At 74.1% G+C, this 18,345-nt stretch carries 14 protein-coding genes; 9 read left to right on the plus strand and 5 right to left on the minus strand.

What is annotated here, in order from left to right:
• Positions 1-170: 170 nt before the first annotated feature.
• From ACFV0O_RS33140 to ACFV0O_RS33160, 5 genes are all read right to left on the minus strand, one after another.
• On the minus strand, positions 171-1,571 hold the full coding sequence (locus ACFV0O_RS33140) for a S8 family serine peptidase (protein ID WP_380347457.1): 1,401 nt from the start codon (positions 1,569-1,571) through the stop codon (positions 171-173).
• Between the two features lie 138 nt (positions 1,572-1,709).
• A complete protein-coding gene (locus tag ACFV0O_RS33145; protein ID WP_380347458.1) occupies positions 1,710-2,057 on the minus strand; it encodes a hypothetical protein in 348 nt (115 codons plus the stop codon).
• Positions 2,058-2,062: 5 nt separating this feature from the next.
• Complete coding sequence (locus ACFV0O_RS33150; RefSeq protein ID WP_380347459.1) at positions 2,063-2,896, minus strand: DUF6424 family protein; 834 nt, start codon at positions 2,894-2,896, stop codon at positions 2,063-2,065.
• Between the two features lie 247 nt (positions 2,897-3,143).
• On the minus strand, positions 3,144-5,567 hold the full coding sequence (locus tag ACFV0O_RS33155) for a glycoside hydrolase N-terminal domain-containing protein (RefSeq protein ID WP_380347460.1): 2,424 nt from the start codon (positions 5,565-5,567) through the stop codon (positions 3,144-3,146).
• 45 nt (positions 5,568-5,612) lie between these two features.
• Positions 5,613-6,617, minus strand: coding sequence for a LacI family DNA-binding transcriptional regulator (locus ACFV0O_RS33160; protein ID WP_380347461.1), 1,005 nt, complete (start codon positions 6,615-6,617; stop codon positions 5,613-5,615).
• A 299-nt stretch (positions 6,618-6,916) separates the two neighbouring features.
• Between ACFV0O_RS33160 and ACFV0O_RS33165 the strand changes: the two genes are divergently transcribed.
• The 9 genes from ACFV0O_RS33165 (at position 6,917) to ACFV0O_RS33205 (ending at position 18,234) form a co-directional block, all read left to right on the plus strand.
• A complete protein-coding gene (locus ACFV0O_RS33165; RefSeq protein ID WP_380347462.1) occupies positions 6,917-8,200 on the plus strand; it encodes an ABC transporter substrate-binding protein in 1,284 nt (427 codons plus the stop codon).
• 2 nt (positions 8,201-8,202) lie between these two features.
• Positions 8,203-9,168 (plus strand): carbohydrate ABC transporter permease, encoded by a 966-nt coding sequence (locus ACFV0O_RS33170; protein WP_380347463.1) that lies wholly within the window; start codon positions 8,203-8,205, stop codon positions 9,166-9,168.
• 46 nt (positions 9,169-9,214) lie between these two features.
• Positions 9,215-10,060, plus strand: a complete 846-nt coding sequence (locus ACFV0O_RS33175; RefSeq protein WP_380347464.1) for a carbohydrate ABC transporter permease — start codon at positions 9,215-9,217, stop codon at positions 10,058-10,060.
• A complete protein-coding gene (locus ACFV0O_RS33180; protein WP_380347465.1) occupies positions 10,057-11,958 on the plus strand; it encodes a DUF5107 domain-containing protein in 1,902 nt (633 codons plus the stop codon). The genes ACFV0O_RS33175 and ACFV0O_RS33180 overlap by 4 nt, the downstream gene beginning before the upstream one ends.
• Positions 11,959-12,049: 91 nt before the next feature.
• The gene (locus tag ACFV0O_RS33185; RefSeq protein ID WP_380347466.1) at positions 12,050-14,527 is read left to right on the plus strand and encodes an RICIN domain-containing protein; all 2,478 of its coding nucleotides are present in this window, start codon (positions 12,050-12,052) and stop codon (positions 14,525-14,527) included.
• Between the two features lie 119 nt (positions 14,528-14,646).
• On the plus strand, positions 14,647-15,519 hold the full coding sequence (locus tag ACFV0O_RS33190; RefSeq protein ID WP_380347467.1) for an SIS domain-containing protein: 873 nt from the start codon (positions 14,647-14,649) through the stop codon (positions 15,517-15,519).
• The gene (locus ACFV0O_RS33195) at positions 15,516-16,448 is read left to right on the plus strand and encodes an ROK family protein (RefSeq protein ID WP_380347468.1); all 933 of its coding nucleotides are present in this window, start codon (positions 15,516-15,518) and stop codon (positions 16,446-16,448) included. Before ACFV0O_RS33190 ends, ACFV0O_RS33195 begins: the two co-directional genes overlap by 4 nt.
• Positions 16,445-17,386: a 1-phosphofructokinase family hexose kinase gene (locus ACFV0O_RS33200; protein ID WP_380347469.1), complete on the plus strand. Its 942-nt coding sequence runs from the start codon at positions 16,445-16,447 to the stop codon at positions 17,384-17,386. Before ACFV0O_RS33195 ends, ACFV0O_RS33200 begins: the two co-directional genes overlap by 4 nt.
• Entirely contained in the window at positions 17,377-18,234 is an 858-nt protein-coding gene (locus tag ACFV0O_RS33205; protein WP_380347470.1) for a ketose-bisphosphate aldolase, read from the plus strand. Before ACFV0O_RS33200 ends, ACFV0O_RS33205 begins: the two co-directional genes overlap by 10 nt.
• The last annotated feature ends 111 nt before the right edge of the window (positions 18,235-18,345 follow it).

Below are 18,345 nucleotides of genomic sequence, written 5' to 3' on the forward strand. Positions count from 1 at the left end.
GGGGCGCGCCGCCGCGCGCGCGCGCCCGGCCCCCGGGCCGTGGGGCGGGCCCCGCGCCCGGGGCCCCCACCCGCGCCGTGCCCCGGAACCAGGCGTGCAGGTCCGGTCGGCAGCCGGTCTTCTCAGGAGTCGGCTTGCTCAGAGGTCGGCCTCCTCAGGAGTCGGCCTGTTCAGAAGTTGGCCTTCGCGAACGCGAGGGCCGCGCTCACGTTGGCGAGTCCCGGCCCGGTGGCCTCGTCCGGGCCCGGCCCGGCCGGGTTGTTGAACCGCGGGTGGTTGTGGCCGGCGGTGACGTCGGTGGCGGTCGTCACGAGTGCCTCCGTCACCTGCTGGACCGTCATGCCCGGCCGGCCGTTCTGGCCGAGCAGGACGGCGACTGCTCCGGCGATCTGCGGGGCGGCCGCCGAGGTGCCCGAGAAGAGCGCCCAGGCGTCGTCGAGGGTCGTGCCGTCGGGGGTGTCCGGCATCTGCCCGTCGCTCGCCTGACTCTGCTCGACGTCGAGCTCGCAGCCCGGCTGCACGGGGAGCATCAGGTACTGGGCCCGCGGCAGCATCCCCACCAGCCCGCAGACCGTGGGCACGACCTCACCGGGGAACCAGGGACTGGCGTATCCGCTCGCGTAGTCGGACGCTTGGACGCCGAGGCCGGGGCCGACGAACACCCCGCCGGCCGCGATCACTCCGGGGACCTGCGGTTCGACGGAGAAGTGGCCGTTGCCGGCCGAGAACACCACCACGATGCCCTTCTCCACCGCGTCCTTGATCTCCAGGATCCAGACCCGGGACGCTGCGGGTGGCTGCGGGTCCAGGGGCGGGAAGTCGAGGTCGCCGCCCCAGGAGTTGGTGAGCACCCTCGGGTGAGCGGCCTTCGCCAGGAGGAAACCGGCCACGGCGCTGGTCAGGTTGCCGCCGGCGTCGCTGGCCCGGAAGAACTTCAGCTTCGCGCCGGGCGCCACGGCGAAGATGTTGGCCGACTCTCCCGTCCCGTGCCCGATCGGGTCCTTGGCGGGGCTGGTCCCGGGCACCACGGTGACGACGGGATCGACGTCGTAGCCCTGCAGGGTGAAGAAGGGGTGCGGGTAGTGTCCGGTGTCCACCATGGCGACGTCCACGCCCGCGCCCACCGCGCCCTGCGCGTGCGCAGCGGTGGCGCCGAGCAGCATGGCCACGTCGCCGGGGAGCCGCAGGTGGAACTTGCTCACGTTCGGTGGCTGCGGGCTCGGCGACAACCGGTAGCAGGAGCGCGGCTGTTCGAGCACGACGGCCTCGATGTCGTCGGTGTCCGGTGCGGCCCCGACACCCCGGGCGGCGGGCTGGTCCGGGCCCACCAGGTCGAGGTGGGTCACGTAGCGGCGGCGCCCGGTCGACACGTGCTGGAGGGCCTCGTACGAGGTGACCCGGCCACCGGTCAGGCGCTCGTAGGCCGCCGGCGATCCGTAGACCGTGAAGCCGAGTCGGCTCTCGGCGGTGACCGTGAGTCCGGCCTCCTCCGCCCGTTCCTTGGCCCGGGTGCGGACGGTTTCACCGGCCCGGAACGGCGCGGCCGAGGTCAGGTCGGTCGCCTCGGTCATCGGCGTTCCACCCTCCGACCGTGCCGACACGTAGCCGAACACCAGGTCGGGAGGAGGTTGCCCGTTCTGCGTTGTCGTGGGAAGCATCATGTCTCCTCAGGGGATGAACCGGGCCTCGGGTACCCGGGAGAACTGTCGTCATGCGTCAGGGGAATGGGGCTCCGGTACCGGCAGTACGGTGACGGACCGTACGGCTTCCCGGAGTTCGTCCGGGACGGGCAGGGCCTCCGCGCCCGAGGGGGAGACCGGGCCGTGCCCGAACGCCTCCCGGAACCGCGCCGTCGGGCCCGTGACCAGCGCACCGGCGGCCATCGGCAGGACCGAGATCCCGTGCCCGGCACACCAGTTCCGCAGGGCGTCGAGCCGCGCGCCGTCGCCGGACCGCAGCTCGACCACGGCCTCGACGGCACCCGGTCCGGTGCCGTGTCCGGTGCCGCGTCCGGTGCCGTGTCCGGCGCCCGGTCCGCGGCCCTGTGCCGTGTCCATGGTTCCTAGGCGGCCGCCCGGGGCTGGGCCGCCGCACTCGGGGCAGGCGTGCTCGGGGCCGCCGCGCTCGGGGCAGGCGTGCCGTACTGCTGGGCGAAGGCCGTCCGGGCCATCGGATGGTCCGACTCCAGCAGCAGGGCGTCCCCGCTGTCACGGGCCCGCTCCAGCTCGGGATGCAGCGCGGACTCCTGTGCCGCGAACAGCACTTGCACCCGCCCGTCACCCGAACCGCGCTTCGCCACCGGCGCCACGGCGACGGCCTGGCCACCCGCGTCGACGACCCACAGCCGGAAGTCGTCCCTCTTGAAGAAGACGATCTCCGTCACCGGGCTCGGGTAGTGGTGCACTCCGCCGCCCTGCGGCAGCGCCGCGGAGTGCACCGCGTGGGGGAGCGGCACGCTGGCGTTGCAGATCGAGTCGGTCCACCGCTGCACGCCGGCGGCATCCGTGATCGGGGTGTCGAGCAGCTCCCCGATGCCGAGTTCCCGAACCGCGTCAGGACAGAGCGCGTACAGCCGTTTCGCGTTCTGCCGCAGCAGGTCGACCTTCGAGGGGTCGGCGCAGAACTGCGCGGACCACTCGATCCCGACCAGGTTGCGGACCAGGAACCAGCCTTCGGAGTCCTTGAGCCACAGGCCGCCGCCGTGGTGGTCCTCCACCGGCTCGGAGCCGTAGAAGGGCCTGTCGAGCGTGTCGGTCAGCCGGTGCATCTCGGCCCGGGCGGCCTGGTACTCGGGGGAGTCGGCACGTGGCGGGTGCCCGGGGATGTTGATCGTCCAGCCGAGGTCCTCGGACTCGGTGTGCGGCTGTGTCGGGTCGCCGCGAGTTTCGGCAGTCATGGAGACCTCCCATGAGCCTGGTACGCATGTGGGCTGGATTTACATGCCACATTTACGTTGTATCTCCAGACTGCGCGCTGCGCCGCGACGGGTCAAGACGGTGCGCGCACATACCGGCTGTGGCCCGGTACTGCGGGGCCGCCACCGGCCGCTCCCCGGTGGGGCCGGTGTACGTTGTCAGCTTCCCCTGCCTACGTCGGCCGGGCCGGCACCCCCACCCGGGGCCCGGGCGGTGCCGGGGGCCCGCTCAGTCGGGCGTGCGGATCCGGTGACTCCCCGGCCCGCCGAGCCGCGTGGTCAGCCGCAGCCCGGCCGGGGTGGGGGTGAGCGTCGCGGCGGCGATCCGGCCGGTCGGGTCCGTCACCACGGGCTCCGGCGTGCCGGCGGGGAGCAGCAGGTCAAGGGTTTGCGGACGGGTGCCGTGCACCCTCGCCTCGGTGAGACGGCCGCCGTCCCAGCGGAGGTCGACGGTGAGACCGCCGCGGGCCCGCAGCCCCCGTACGTGGCCGGTCGGCCAGGCCTCGGGCAGGGCCGGGAGCAGCCGCAGGACGCCGTTGTGGCTCTGCAGCAGCATCTCGGCGACGGCGGCGGTGGCGCCGAAGTTGCCGTCGATCTGGAACAGGTCCGGCGGGTGCAGGCCGAGGAGATCGGCCGCGGAGTGGTCGGTGAGCAGGCCGCGCACGCTGCGGTGGGCGAGGTCGGCGTCACCGAGGCGGGCGGCGAGGGCCGCCACCCAGGCCAGGCTCCAGCCGGTCGATCCGCCGCCGTGGTCGAGGCGGCGGGCCAGGGCGAGCCGTGCGGACTCCGCGCCCGCCGGGTCGGTGAGCGGGTCGACGGCACTGCCGGGGTAGAGGCCGTAGAGGTGGGACAGGTGGCGGTGGCCCGGGTCCTCGTCGGGGAGGTCCTCCCACCATTCGAGCAGGCGGCCGTCCCCGCCGGTCGGCGGTGGGCGGAGCCGGCCCCGGGCGGTGTCCAACTCCTCGGCCAGGTAGGCGTCCACACCGAGGAGGCGGGCTGCGGAGGCGGTGTTGGCGAACAGCTCGGCGGTCAGCCAGTGGTCCATGGTGGCCGCGGCGGAGACGGCGGCGAGGCCGCCGTCGGGCAGCCGGAAGTGGTGCTCGGGGGAGGTGGACGGGCAGGTGACCAGGTGGCCGTCGCGGTCCTCGGTGAGGAAGTCCAACAGGAAGCGGGCGGCGCCGCGCATCAGCGGGTAGGCCCGTTCGGCCAGGAAGTCGTGGTCCCCGTCGAAGAGGTGGCGCTCCCACAGGTGCGCGCAGAGCCAGGCGCCGGCCATCGGCCAGTTCGCCCAGGAGGGTGAGCCGGAGACGGGGCCGGCGGAGCGCCACAGGTCCACGTTGTGGTGGACGGTCCAGCCGCCGGTGCCGTAGTAGGCGGCGGCGGTCCGGGCGCCGGTGCGGGCCAGGTCGGCGATCAGGTCGAAGAGGGGTTCGTGGCAGGGGGCGAGGCCGGTGGTCTCGGCGTGCCAGTAGTTCATCTGCAGGTTGATGTTGGTGGTCCAGTTGGAGTTCCACGGTGGGGAGGTCTCGGTGTTCCAGATCCCCTGCAGGGTGGCGGGTTGGCTGCCGGGGCGCGACGAGGCGATCAACAGGTAGCGGCCGTAGGCGAATTGGAGGGCGGTCAGGGCGGGATCGGCCCGGCCGGCCCGGACGGCGGCGAGCCGTTCGTCGGTGGGCAGCGCACTCGGGGGGCCGTCGCCCAGGCGCAGCGCGGTGGCGCGGTACAGCCGCCGGTGGTCGGCGAGGTGGTCGGCGAGCAGCTGTCCGTACGGCCGGGCGGCGGCCGCGTCCAAGCGTCGTTCGAGCTGCGCCGTCGGTCCCTCGTCGGGGCCGGCCGGGGGCTCGGTGTGGCCGCGGAAGCCGGTCTCGGCGGCGACCAGCAGGAGCACCTCGTCGGCGCCGCGCACCGTCACCGTGCCGCTCGTCCGCTCGACCCGGCCGCCGGAGGCCACCACGTGGAGCCCGGCCGCGAAGCCCGTGCCCTCGCCGGGGCGGTAGCGCACCGGGCCCTCCTCGCCGAAGGCCACGTGCGCGGGGGCCCGGCCGGTGAGGACGAGGCGGTCGGGGCCGGTGCCGCCGGTGTGCGGGTTCGGGTGCGGTGTGTCGAAGCGGGCGGTGAGGTCGATCCGGCCGGGGGCGGACGAGGTGATCCTGGTGACGAGGACGTCCGCGGGGGCCGATACGTGGGACTCGCGCAGGATCTGCGCGTCGCCGCTCCGGTAGGAGACCCGGTGGACGGCCTCGTCGAGTTCCAGCGAGCGTTCGTAGTCGTCCGGCGGCCCGTCGCCGAGCTCCAGTCGGAGGGTCGCGAGCGGCTGGTAGGCCTCGGTGAACGGGCCCTGCATCCGGGTCGCGAGGGCGTCGGCGCGGGCGTAGTCGCGGTCGGCCAGGACGGCGGCGCGCAGTTCCGCGAGGTGCTCGGCGGCGTCGGCGTCGGCGGCGTCGTGCGGGCAGGGCCCGCCGGACCACAGGGTGTCCGCGTTGAGGTGGACGGTCTCGCCCACGCCGGACGGGTCGGCGCCGCCGGGGCGTTCCGCGCCGCCGAGGAACAGGGCGCCGAGCCGGCCGTTGCCCAGTGGCAGGGCCTCCAGGAAGGAGCCGGCCGGCCGGCGGTACCAGAGGCGCTGGTGGTCGGAGGCCGGATCGGACGACAAGGCCGGTGTCCTTTCGAAGGGCTGAGGTGACCGGGCGGGCCCGGATCAGCGGCCGCCGGTGGGGGCGGTGCTGTCCCGGACGACCAGCTCGGGGCGCAGCAGCTGGATCGAGTTGGCCGGGCTGCCCGAGCGGGTGAGGGCGCGCAGCAGCAGCTCGACCGCCTCCCGGGCCATCTCCCGCTTGGGGATGGCCACCGTGGTGAGGGCCGGCCGGGCCAGGCCGACCTCCGGGTTGTCGTCGTGCCCGACGATCGACAGGTCGTGCGGGACGGAACGGCCCACGGCCCGGGCGGCCTCCAGGGCGCCGAGGGCGAGGACGTCGTGGGTGGCGAACACCGCGGTGATCGCCGGGTCGGTGGTCAGCGCCGTCGTCGCCGCCGCGAAGCCGCCCGCGGGGGTGGGTTCGGGTGCCGTGTGGACGGCGGTGTCGGGGACGGTCAGGCCGTCGGCGGCGAAGGCGCGCCGGAAGCCCGCCACCCGGGGGGCGTGGTCGGGGCTGGCGAGCACGGCGACGTGTTCGTGCCCGAGTTCGCGCAGGTGGCGCCCGGCCAGGAAGCCCGCCCGCTCGTAGTCGATGGTGACCACCGGGAAGCGGTCGGGGGCGTCGGTCTCCCAGGCGCACAGGGCGACCGGGAAGGCGGCCTCGGCCAGCAGCGGCAGGTGGTCGATCAGGTCCCGGTCGCCGGCGATCAGCAGCGCGTCCACCGAGCGGCTGGTCAGTCCGGCCAGGTGCCGTTTGGCGCGCTCCCCGTCGAGCCGGGTGGTGCAGAGCAGCAGGTGGTAGCCGTTCTCGTCGAGGACGTCCTCGACCTCCTCGACGATGTCGGGGTAGAAGGAGCCCGTCACGGTGGGGACGAACAGGCCGACCGTCCGCGTGGCGCCGGTGGCGAGGGAGCGTGCGACCAGGTTGGGGGTGTACCCCAGCTCCTCGATCGCGGCGCGCACCCGGGCCGCGGTCGCCGGGCTCACGGCCCCCCGCCCGCGGATGACGTTGGAGACGGTCTGCTTCGTGACCCCGGCACGCTCGGCCACGTCCTGCATCGTCACCATGGCTGGATCCTTCGATTTACCGGTCAACTTGCTTTCGATGAAACGTAGGGCATCGGTGAAGGGTCGTCAAGATTGATCCAAACCCCTGTCCCGGCGGTGACTTGAGGATTCGCCACCTCGGCGCTGCCCGGTTGCCCCGAGCCGGACGTCGATTCTGCAAGGACTCTTGATTTACCGGTCAACCCGACCGTATCGTCCCAGCCATCCACAGCGACGCCCCCGTCCCCGGGCCCCGGCTGACGGCCCGTCCGCAGGGCATCTCGCGCCTCCGAGAGGAACCACCCATGGGTAGAACGACCATGTCCGCACGTCGCGTCCTCGGCGCGGCCACCGCCGTCGCACTCGCGCTCGGGGCGAGCGCCTGCGGCAGCGGCTCGGGGAGCGACGCGAAGGCCGCCGGCAGCTTCGGCTACTGGTCGATGTGGCGCGCCGACGAGCCGCAGGCCCAGGTACTGAAGGCCGCGATCGCCGACTACACCGCCGCCACCGGTGCCAAGGTGAACGTCACCTGGGCGGGCCGGGACATCGCCAAGAAGATCGGCCCGGCGATCGCCGCCAACCAGGCCCCGGACCTGTGGGACGAGTCCGACGACAAGGTCTACGGCACCACCGCCGCGGCCGGTCAGGCGCTCGACCTCTCGCCGGTGCTGCAGCTGCAGGTGCCGGAGGAGAACGTCCCGGTTTCCCAGGTCATCCCGGCCAAGTACTTCGACATGCTGCCGAAGGACCCGTCAGGCTCGAACCACTACGTGATCCCGTACGAGGTCGTCACCAACGCGATGTTCTACAACGCGGCCGACCCGGCGGTCGCTGCGGCCATGCCGACCCCGCCCACCGACTGGGCCGGCCTCCTCAAGGTCTGCGACGCGCTGAAGGCGGCCGGGAAGGCGTGCATCGCCTCCGAAGGCGAGGACCCCTGGACCAACGGGCTGTTCTTCGACTACCTGCTCAACGGCGCCGGAGTGAACGTCGCCGAGCTCTCCGCCGACAGGTCCGGCGCGGCCTGGGACAACCCGGCGGTCCTCACCGCGGCGCAGCAGGCGGAGCAGCTGGTCAAAGGCGGCCACCTGATCCCGGGCTACGACGCCACCAAGTTCCCGGCCCAGGAGACCAACTGGACGGCGGGCAAGGCCGCGTTCTACATGGACGGCAGCTACGTCACCGCCGAGATCGCCAAGCAGGTCCCGGCCGGCTGGAAGACGGCCTCGATCCTGCCGCCCACCGCGAAGGCCCCGGACGCGGGCCTGTTCGGCTTCGCGATCCCCAAGCGCGCCAAGAACGCGGCCGCGGCGCAGAAGTTCATCGCCTTCTTCCTGCAGAAGAAGCACCTGTCCGGGATCTCCACCACCGCGCTCAACATCACCCCGCGCGCCGACATCCCGGCCCCCGCGGAACTGGCCGACGTCCAGAAGACCCTCGAAGCCCCGACCCTGCGCCTCGGCTTCGACGGCGTGGGCGGCAGCTGGCTGCCCAAGGTCCTGAACGAGAACTACCTGGACTTCTGGCACGGCAAGATCACGGCCGCCCAGTTCGTCGCCAAGTGCAAGGCCGACCAGGTCACCTACTGGCAGACCGAGGGCTGACGGTGGCGACGACGATCGAGAGCCCGCCCGGGACGGACGCCGCCCGGGGCCGGTCCGGGCGCGCCGTCCGGGCCGGCGTCGGCCCGCTGGAGCGCCAACGCCGCCGGGTTTTCTGGCCGTTCACCGCGCCGGCGCTGGTCGCGTACGCGGTGCTGTTCATCGCCCCCGTGTGCTACGCCCTGTGGACCAGCCTGTACCGGTGGGACGGCATGGGCGAGATGGACTGGCGCGGTCTGCAGAACTACACCCTGCTGTTCCGCGACCCGAGGTTCCGCACCTCCCTGTTCAACACGCTCGACATCATGGTCATCGGCGGCACGATCACCTTCGTGCTCAGCTTCGCGCTGACCCTGGTGCTGCGCGAGATGCGGGCCAGGCTCTTCGCCCGGTCGGTGCTGTTCTTCCCGTCGCTGGTCAACGGCATGGTCTTCGGCATCGCGGCCGGCTTCCTGTTCTCGCCCACCGGCCCGGTGAACCAGGCGCTGGAGCTGTTCGGAGTGACGACACCGCCCAAGTGGCTGTCGACGGACAACCTGCTGCCGATGGTCCTGGGCACCCTGGTCTGGACGGCGACCGGCTACTACACCTCGATCATCATGGCGGCGGTCGACCAGATCCCCGACTACCTCTACGAGGCGGCCGAACTGGACGGCGCAGGCCCCTTCCAGCGCTTCCGGCACATCACCCTGCCGTGCGCCTGGGACGTCATCGCGGTCTGCGCGGTGCTGTGGACCGTCAGCTCGGTGAAGATCTTCGAGCTGATCCTGCTCTACGGCGGAAGCACCAACGCCTACCCGCCGGTGAGCAGTTGGAACACCGCCGTGTACGTGTACAGCGAGGCCTTCCCGCAGGGCACCGTCCCCCGGCTGGGCACGGCCACCGCCGCCGCGACGGTCAGCCTGGCCATGGTCACCCTGATCACCGTCGTGCTGCGCCGCCTGCTGCGCCGCGAGCCGGTCGAGTACTGACCCGTCGCGTCCCGGCCCCCCACCGCAACCGGAAAGGTCACCACCCGTGCGACGCACCAACCGAGCCGCCGGACTCGCGAGCAGGATCGGCACGGCCGCCGTCTGGCTCGTCGTCGCCGCCGACCTGCTGCTGGTCCTGTGGATCCTCCTGACCTCGCTGCGCAGCGGCCCCGACATCCTGCAGCACGGTTTCGGCCTGCCGACCAGCCCGAAGACCGACAACTACACCACCGCGCTCGACGCGGGCGGCTTCGCGCGGGCGGCCCTCAACAGCGTGCTCACCGCCGGCCTCTCCTCCGTGGTCGCCGTCGCCCTCGCCGCGCCCTGCGCCTACGCCCTCGCCCGGCGCCGCTCGCGGACCTCCTCGGCACTGACGATGACGTTCGCCATGGGCCTCGGTGTGCCCGGCCAGGTGCTGGTGGTGCCGCTGTTCGTCGGCCTGTCCCGGGTGGACCTGACCGACAGCGACCTCGGCCTCGGGCTGGTCTACGTCGGCCTGGCGATGCCCTTCACGGTCTTCCTGCTGACCGGCTTCTTCAGCGGCATCCCCGGTGTGCTGGAGGAGGCCGCCGTCCTGGACGGCGCCGGACCGGTGCGGACCTTCGTCCAGGTGGTGCTCCCGGTCGCCCGGGGCGGGCTGGTCACCGCCTTCCTCCTGCAGTTCATCACCTCCTGGAACGAGACCCTGTTCGCCCTCGTCCTGACGAACAGCCAGGGGGCGACCACCCTCCCGGTGGCGCTCTCCTCGTTCGTCGCGGCACAGCAGTTCAACGGCCTGGACTTCGGCACGATGTTCGCCGGAGTCTGCATCATCCTCGCCCCGATGATCGCGCTCTTCTCCTGGATGGGCTCGCGGATCATCCAGGGCATGACGGTTGGAATCGGAAAGTGACGTCTTCCCGCGTGACCTCGACCCTGCGCACCGACCTGCTCCGCATCGACGGCACCCCCGACCCGGTCGGCGGCGCCCTGCCGATCCTGCACGGCCTGCCCCGGCAGACCGGGGCAGGCGCCGGGGTCGACGACGAGATGCGCCGCAACCTCGCCTACGGGGCGCCCGGCACGCTGCTGCCGTACACCCGGCAGGGCGGGTACGACCGCGTCCGTGCGGAGCGTGAACTCCCGTGCGTGGTGCTGGAGAACGAGAACCTGACCGCGACCTTCCTGCCCTCCCTCGGCGGGCGGCTGTGGTCCCTGGTCCACCGGCCGAGCGGGCGGGAGCTGCTGCACCGCAACCGGATCCTCCAGCCCGCCAACCTCGCCCTGCGCGACGCCTGGCTGGCCGGCGGGGTGGAGTGGAACCTCGGCGCCACCGGGCACTGGCCGCTGACCTGCGAGCCACTGCACGCCGTCCGGGTGGCGGCGCCGGACGGCACCCCGGTCCTGCGGATGTACGCCTTCGAGCGGCTGCGGCGCCTGGTCCTGCGACTGGATGCCTGGCTGCCCGCCGGCTCCCCGGTGCTGTACGTCCACATCGCCGTGCACAACCCCTCGCCCACCGAGACGCCGGTCTACTGGTGGTCCAACATCGCCGTGCCCGAGGACCGGGACGTCCGGGTCCTCGGCCCGGCCGGCCACGCCTTCCACTGCGACTACGTCAGCGACCTGCGGCGGGTGCCCTTCCCGGAGGTCGACGGCACCGACCGCAGCTACCCCGGCCGGCTGCCGCGCGCCGCCGACTACTTCCTCGACCTGCCCGCCGGCCGACGCCCCTGGATCGCCGCGCTGGACCGCGCCGGCACCGGGCTCGTCCAGACCTCCACCGCGCGGCTGCGCGGCCGCAAGCTGTTCTGCTGGGGCACCGGCACCGGCGGCAAGCACTGGCAGGAGTGGCTCTCCGGCCCGGGGGCCGCCTACCTGGAGATCCAGGCCGGCCTGGCCCGTACCCAGTTGGAGCACCTCCCGATGCCCGCCGGCGCCACCTGGTCCTGGACCGAGGCGTACGGCCTGCTGCAGGCCGATCCGCAGGTCGTGCACGGGAGTTGGGAAGGCGCCCGGGAGGCCGCCGGCGAGGCGCTGGACCGGCTGGTCCCGCCGCTGGAGCTGGAGCTGGCCGACGCGCTGGCCGACGGGTTCGGCGCGCCCGAGGAGGTGCTGGCCGAGGGTGCAGGCTGGGCCGCGCTGGAGATCGAGGCCGGCGCCCTGCCGGCCTCGCCCGGTCTGCCCTTCGGCGAGCCGAGGGCCGCCCAGGAGCCCTGGCGGCAGCTCCTCAAGACCGGAACGCTCCCGGTCTGCGACCCGCCGGCCGAGCCGGTCACCGGCGCGCACTGGCAGCTGCTGCTGGAGGGGCACGCCACGGACTGGCACGCGCTGTACCAGCTCGGGCTGCTGCGCCTGGCGGCCGGGGAGCGGGAGTCCGCCCGGGAGGCGTTCGAGCGCTCCGTCGCCGCGCAGGCCTCGCCCTGGGCGCTGCGCTCGCTCGCGTTCCTCACACCGGAACCGCGGGAGGCCGCCGAGCTCATGCGCTCGGCCCACCGACTCCGGCCGGAACTACGGGAGTTGACGATCGAGACGCTGGAGTCGCTGCGGCGTGCCGAGCGCTCCGCCGAGGCCCTGGCGTTGATCGAGGAGCTCTCCCCGGCGGACCGGGCGCACGGGCGGATCAGGCTGGTCGAAGCGGAGACGGCGCACGCCTGCGGCGACGACGACCGGGTCCGGCGCCTGCTGGCCGAGGGGATCCAGGTCGACACCATGCGCGAGGGCGAACTCTCCCTCGACTCGCTCTGGCTCGCCGTCCACCCCGGCACACCGGTGCCGCCGCAGTACGACTTCCGGATGGCCGACGGCTGACCGCCGGCTTCCCCCACGACCACTCTCCCGTTCCGCACCCCCACAGCAGGGGCGCAACGGTGCGCCCCGTCACGGAAGAGGAGCAGTACCCGTGTCACTCCTACGCACCCGATGGGCCCACGCGCTCACCGCCACCGCGCTGGCGGCGCTCGGCGCCGGCACCCTGTCCGCCGCCCCCGCACCGGCCCCCGCCGCACCGGCGCCCGCCACCACGTACACGATCGCGATCGGCGGGACCGGCTCGTACGCGTACCCCGACGACACGCCGGCCGGTGTCTACACCGACAAGGACGGCACGTTCTACTTCCAGCAGTCGCACTCGCTGTACGGCGCGAAGGACTCGCGGCAGTGGGACTTCTACACCGGCGCGGACTTCGAGAGCGCCACCAGGTCGGCCGCGATCAGCGACGCCGTCAACCCCGCCGACCCGAACGACCGCAACGACGACACCACCCGGCGGTGCAACGACAGCCCCACCGGCCGCGAGTCCAGCTACGCCCCGCAGGGCTCGCACTACTCCCAGCGCAACTACTGCGACCTGTCGGGAGTCTGGGTCGACCCGGACACCGGCGACTGGTACGGCCTGGTCCACAACGAGTTCACCCCGCAGCCGTTCGGTGACGGCCTGCACTACGACGCGATCGACTACGCCGTCTCCACCGACCAGGGCCGGACCTGGACCATCGAGGACCACGTCATCACCTCGCCGTACAGCACCGCCCGGGGTGACACCGCGGCCTTCCCGCAGCAGACCTTCCACTACGGCGACGGCGACCAGCGGCTGTTCGTGGACACCGCCGCCGGCTACTTCTACGTGTTCTACGGCTCGCGGATCGTCGACAAGGGCGGCAGCTGGGGCGCGTTCCAGCAGCACGTCGCGCGGGCCCCGATCGCCGCCAAGATGGCGCCGGACAGTTGGCAGAAGTGGTACGACGGCGCGTGGTCGCAGCCCGGGGCCGGCGGCCTGGAGAGTGACATGGTGCCCGCCGACAAGGCCTACCCCACCGGGTACCTCCCGCCGGCCAAGGAGTACGACCCGGCCAATCCCGGCACCGTCAGCGGGCAGATCGCGGCCGGCACGCTCGCCCCGAGCACGCCGCTGTTCGTCATGAACGTCAGCTACGACGCCTACCTGGGCCTCTACATCGGTGCTCCGCAGGCCGTGGACCAGAGCGGCAACGCCCCGCAGCAGATCTACGCCACCAAGGACCTCGCCACCCAGAAGTGGACCCTGCTCGGCGACACCGGTGGCTACCACACCGCCTCGTGGTACCGCTGGTTCCTGGACAGCGCCAACCTGACCCAGTCCGCGATCGTCGGAAAGACCTTCCGGTCGTACTGCTCCTTCGCCTGCGCCGGCTCGGACGGCCAGTACGTCGAGCTCACCATCGGCTCCTCCGCGCCGGCCGCCCCGCCGGTCGACCTGACGAGGACCTACCGGATCCAGAGCGGCAACGGCCGGGTCCTCACCCAGGCCGCCGGCGCCTCCGCGGTCACCTCCGCGGCCCGGCCCGCCGGATCCGTCCGCGAGTCCTGGAGGTTCCTGGCCGAGGGAGACGGCTCCTACCGGATCGCCAACGCGGCCACCGGCCAGCTGCTGGGCGTCGACTCCGCCTCGACGGCCGGCCGGGCCTGGGGCGCCGGGCTGACCGCGACCACCGCCGTCGGTGGGAACGCCACGGTCGGTCAGCAGTGGTTCATCCTCCCCGGCAAGGCCGGCAAGGGCCGATTCCAGCTGGTGAACCGCTACAGCGGCCTGGTGATCGGCATGTCCGGCACCGCCGGCCGACTCGCCGAGACCGCGCCCGCCCGCACCTGGAGCGACACCACGGGCAGCCCGGTCGGTGCCGGCCGCACGGCGGCCGAGCAGGCTCTCTCCTTCGCCCCGACCGGGACGGCCCCCGAGGCGGTCGTGCTCACCGCCCCCGGCGACCAGTCCGGCACCGTGGGCCAGGCCGCCTCGGTCCGGCTCGGGGCCACCGACAGCGCCGGCAAGCCGCTCGCCTTCACGGCGACCGGCCTGCCCGCGGGGCTCTCCGTCAGCCCCGCGGGCCTGATCACCGGCACCCCGACCGGTGCCGGCGTCTCCACCGTCACCGTCACCGCCTCGTCCGGCACCGCGTGCGCCTCGGCCACCTTCACCTGGACGGTCGAGCCGGACCTCAGCGGGAACCACACGCCGACCACGGGCGGCAAGGCCCTCGACGACGCGGACGGCAGCACCACCGCCGGCAACGGCCTCATCACCTGGACCGCGTCCGGCGCCGCCGACCAGCTGTGGCAGTTCCGTCGGCAGCCGGACGGCTCCTACGAGCTGGTCAACGGCCTCTCGTCGATGTGCGCCGACGTCGACGGCGGCTCCACCGCCGCCGGCGCCCGGATCATCCAGTGGCCGTGCACCGGCGGCGCCAACCAGCACTGGAAGGTCCGGCCGACGGCCGACGGCTCGTACACCGTCACCTCGGCCCGCAGCGGACTGCAGCTCACCACCGCCTCGACCGCCGACGGCGCCCCGGTGACGCAGGAGCCGGACACCGGCTCGCCGCTGCAGCGGTGGTCGATCGGCTGACCCGGGCCCGTCCGGCGGGACGGGCCTGACACCGGGCCCCGGGGGCTGCCACCCCCGGGGCCCGGCACCTCTGCTCCCCAGCCCGCGCACGGATGTGCGCCACAACCCAGGAGGACGTCATGGCCCACGTGGACGACGAGATCGCGAGCCAGCCCGAGTGCTGGCAGCGCGCCCTCGACCTGACCCCGAAGCAGCTGCCCGAACCCGGCGAGCGCGTGGCGGTCGTCGGCTGCGGCACCTCGCTGTACATCGCCCAGGCCTACGCGGCGCTGCGCGAGAGCCTCGGACTGGGGGAGACCGACGCCTTCGCCGCCTCCGAGTTCCCGACGGCCCGGCGCTACGACCGGGTGGTGGCCCTCACCCGCTCCGGTACGACCACCGAGGTGCTGGACGCGCTGGCGCGCACCCGCGGCACCGAGACGGTGGCGATCACCGCCGACCCGTCCACCCCGGTCGGCGAGGCCGCCCGGCACGTGGTGGCACTGGAGTTCGCCGACGAGGAGTCCGTCGTGCAGACCAGGTTCGCCACCACCGCCCTCGTCCTGCTGCGCGCGCACCTGGGCGCCGTGCCGTCGGACCTGCCCGAGCAGGCGAGCCGGGCACTGACCGCCGCGCTGCCCGAAGGGGCGCTCGGCGCCGGACAGTTCACCTTCCTGGGCACCGGCTGGACCTGCGGCGTGGCGCAGGAGGCGGCGCTCAAGGTCCGGGAGGCGTCGTCCTCGTGGACGGAGTCCTACCCGGCCATGGAGTACCGGCACGGACCGATCAGCGTCAGCGGCCCCGGCAGCGTGGTGTGGTTCCTCGGCGTGCCGCCGGCGGGCCTCGTGCCGCAGATCGAGCGGACCGGTGCGCGGGTCTCGGTGTCCGACCTCGACCCGCTGGCGGACCTGATCCGGGCACAGCGCCTCGCCGTCCGGCTGGCCGTCGGCCGCGGCCTGGACCCCGACCGTCCGCGCCACCTGACCCGGTCGATCGTGCTGGACGGGTCGTGACCCCGGTCGCAGGCACGGTCATCGCGCTGGACGTCGGCGGCACGCACATCAAGGGTGTCGTGGTCGACGGCGGCCGGCCGGTCGAGTCCGCGCAGTGGCCCACCCGGGCCGAGCGCGGGCCGGACGCCGTCCTCGACACGGTGCTGCGGTGCGCGGACGACCTGAGGGCCCGAGCCGCCCGTCGGGGCACGCCGCCGCGGGCCGCCGGGATCGCCGTCCCCGGCCTGGTGGACGAGACCAGCGGCACCGCCGTCCTCGCCGCCAACCTCGGCTGGCGCGACCTGCCCGTGCGCAGCCGGGCGGAGGAGCACCTGGACCTCCCGGTGGCCTTCGGGCACGACGTCCGGGCCGGCGCCCTGGCGGAGAGCCGCCTGGGCGCGGGGCGCGGCTGCGCCTCCTTCGTCTTCGTCCCGGTCGGCACCGGGATCGCCGCCGCGCCGGTGCTCGGCGGACGGGTGTTCGCGGGCAGCCGCGGATTCGCGGGCGAACTGGGCCACCTGGTGGTGCGACCCGGCGGCGATCCGTGCGTCTGCGGCAACCACGGCTGCGTGGAGACGCTGGCCTCCGCCTCGGCGATCGCCCGCCGCTACCGGAGGGCCACCGGGGACGCCGGGGCGAGTTCCGAGGACGTCCGCGCCCGGGCCGTGTCGGGCGACCGCCCGGCCGGCCGGGTCTGGACCGAGGCGGTCGAGGCGCTGGCCGACGGCCTGGCCGCGCTGACCGTGCTGCTCGACCCGGAGCGCCTGGTCATCGGCGGCGGGCTGGCCCTGGCCGGCGACGTGTACCTGGCGCAGCTGGGGACCGCACTCGCCGAGCGGCTGCCGTTCCGCCCGGCGCCGCCGCTGGTGGCCGCGGAACTGGGTCACCGGGCCGGCAGTCTGGGGGCGGCCCTGCTCGCCGAGGATCTGTCGGCGGGTGGTGGCCGGTGATCCTCACCGTCACGCTCAACGCCGCCCTGGACCTCACCTACCGGCTGCCGGAGGTCCGGCCGCACGCCAGCAACCGCGTACGGACCGTCAGCGGGCAGGCCGGCGGCAAGGGCATCAACGTCGCCCGGGTCCTGGCCGCCCTCGGGCACGCCGCGACCGTCACCGGCCTGGTCGGCGGGCCGACCGGGCGGGCCGTCCGGGCCGAGCTCGCCGAGGCCGGACTGCCGGACGAACTGGTCGAGGTCGCGGGGGAGACCCGCCGGACGGTCGCGGTGGCGGACGACCGGGACACCACCGTGCTCCTGGAACCCGGGCCCGAGATCTCGCCGCCGGAGTGGCGGCGCTTCCTCGCCCACTACGAGCACCTGCTGCCCGGGGCCTCCGTCGTCGTCCTGTCCGGGAGCCTGCCGCCCGGACTGCCGGTGGACGCGTACCGCGGGCTCGCCGAGCGGGCCCGGGCCCACGGCGTCGCGGTCGTCCTGGACGCCGACGGGCCCGCGCTGGTACGAGCCCTGCCCGCCCGGCCGGCCGTGGTGAAGCCCAACGCCCACGAACTGGCCGCCGCGACCGGGACCGCGGATCCGGCCGAGGGCGCGGAACGGCTGCGCGTCGCCGGTGCCGAGGCCGTGGTCGCCTCGTTCGGCCCGGACGGACTGCTCGCCCTGACCTCCGAGGGCCGGTGGCGGGCCCGCCCGCCCGAGGCCGTGGCCGGCAACCCGACCGGTGCGGGTGACGCGGTGGTCGCCGCCCTCGCCCTCGGCCTGGCCACCGGTCTCCCGTGGCCGGAGCGGCTGCGCCGGGCCGTGGCGCTGTCCGCCGCCGCCGTCCTCGCCCCGCAGGCCGGCCGTTTCGACGCGGAGGCCCACCACCGCCTGCTCGCCCTCGTCCGGACCGAGGAGCTCGGCCGGACGCATCCTCAAGGAGAAGCATGCCCCTAGTCGGAACCGGGGAGATCGTCGCACCCGCCGCCCGCGGCGGCTACGGTGTCGGCGCGTTCAACGTGATCCAGCTGGAACACGCCGAGGCCATCGTCACCGGGGCGGAGGCGGCCGGCGTGCCGGTGGTCCTGCAGATCAGCGAGAACGCGGTGCGCTACCACGGGGGCCTCGCGCCCGTCGGCGGCGCCGCGCTCGCGGTGGCCCGGGCGGCGGCCGTGCCGGTGGCCGTCCACCTGGACCACGCCACCGAGCCGGCCCTGGTGGCGGAGGCGGTCCGGCTCGGCTTCGGGTCGGTGATGTTCGACGCCTCGGCGCTGCCGTACGCGCAGAACGTGCGGGCCACGGCCGAGGTGGCGGGGCTGTGCCACGCCTCGGACGTCTGGGTGGAGGCCGAACTCGGCGAGGTCGGCGGCAAGGACGGCGTGCACGCGCCGGGTGCCCGGACCGACCCGGCCGAGGCGGCCGAGTTCACCGCGCGCACCGGCGTCGACGCGCTGGCCGTCGCCGTGGGTACCTCGCACGCCATGCTCACCCGCACGGCGAAGCTGGACCTCGGCCTGGTCGCCGCCCTGCGGGCCGCCGTACCGGTGCCGCTGGTGCTGCACGGCTCCTCGGGGGCGTCGGACGAGACCTTGGCGCGGGCGGTCGCGCACGGCATGACGAAGGTCAACATCGCGACCCACCTCAACCAGGCGTTCACCGCGGCGGTCCGCGACCGCCTCGCCTCCGAGCCCGCGCTGGTCGACACCCGGACCTATCTGGGGGCCGGCCGGGAGGCGGTGGCCCGGGAGGTGGCGCACCTGCTCGGGGTGCTGACGGCGCCGCGGCCGGCGGTCGCCACGCCCTGACCCGGGAAGCGCCACGGCCGCCCGTCCCCGTCGGGGGAGGGGCGGCCGTCGTCGTTCGCGGCCGAAGGCCGCCGCCCCGTCCAAACCCTGATCGCGCGCGCACCGCGCCGG

The organism is Kitasatospora sp. NPDC059577 (genome assembly GCF_042735475.1).
Taxonomy (GTDB): domain Bacteria; phylum Actinomycetota; class Actinomycetes; order Streptomycetales; family Streptomycetaceae; genus Kitasatospora.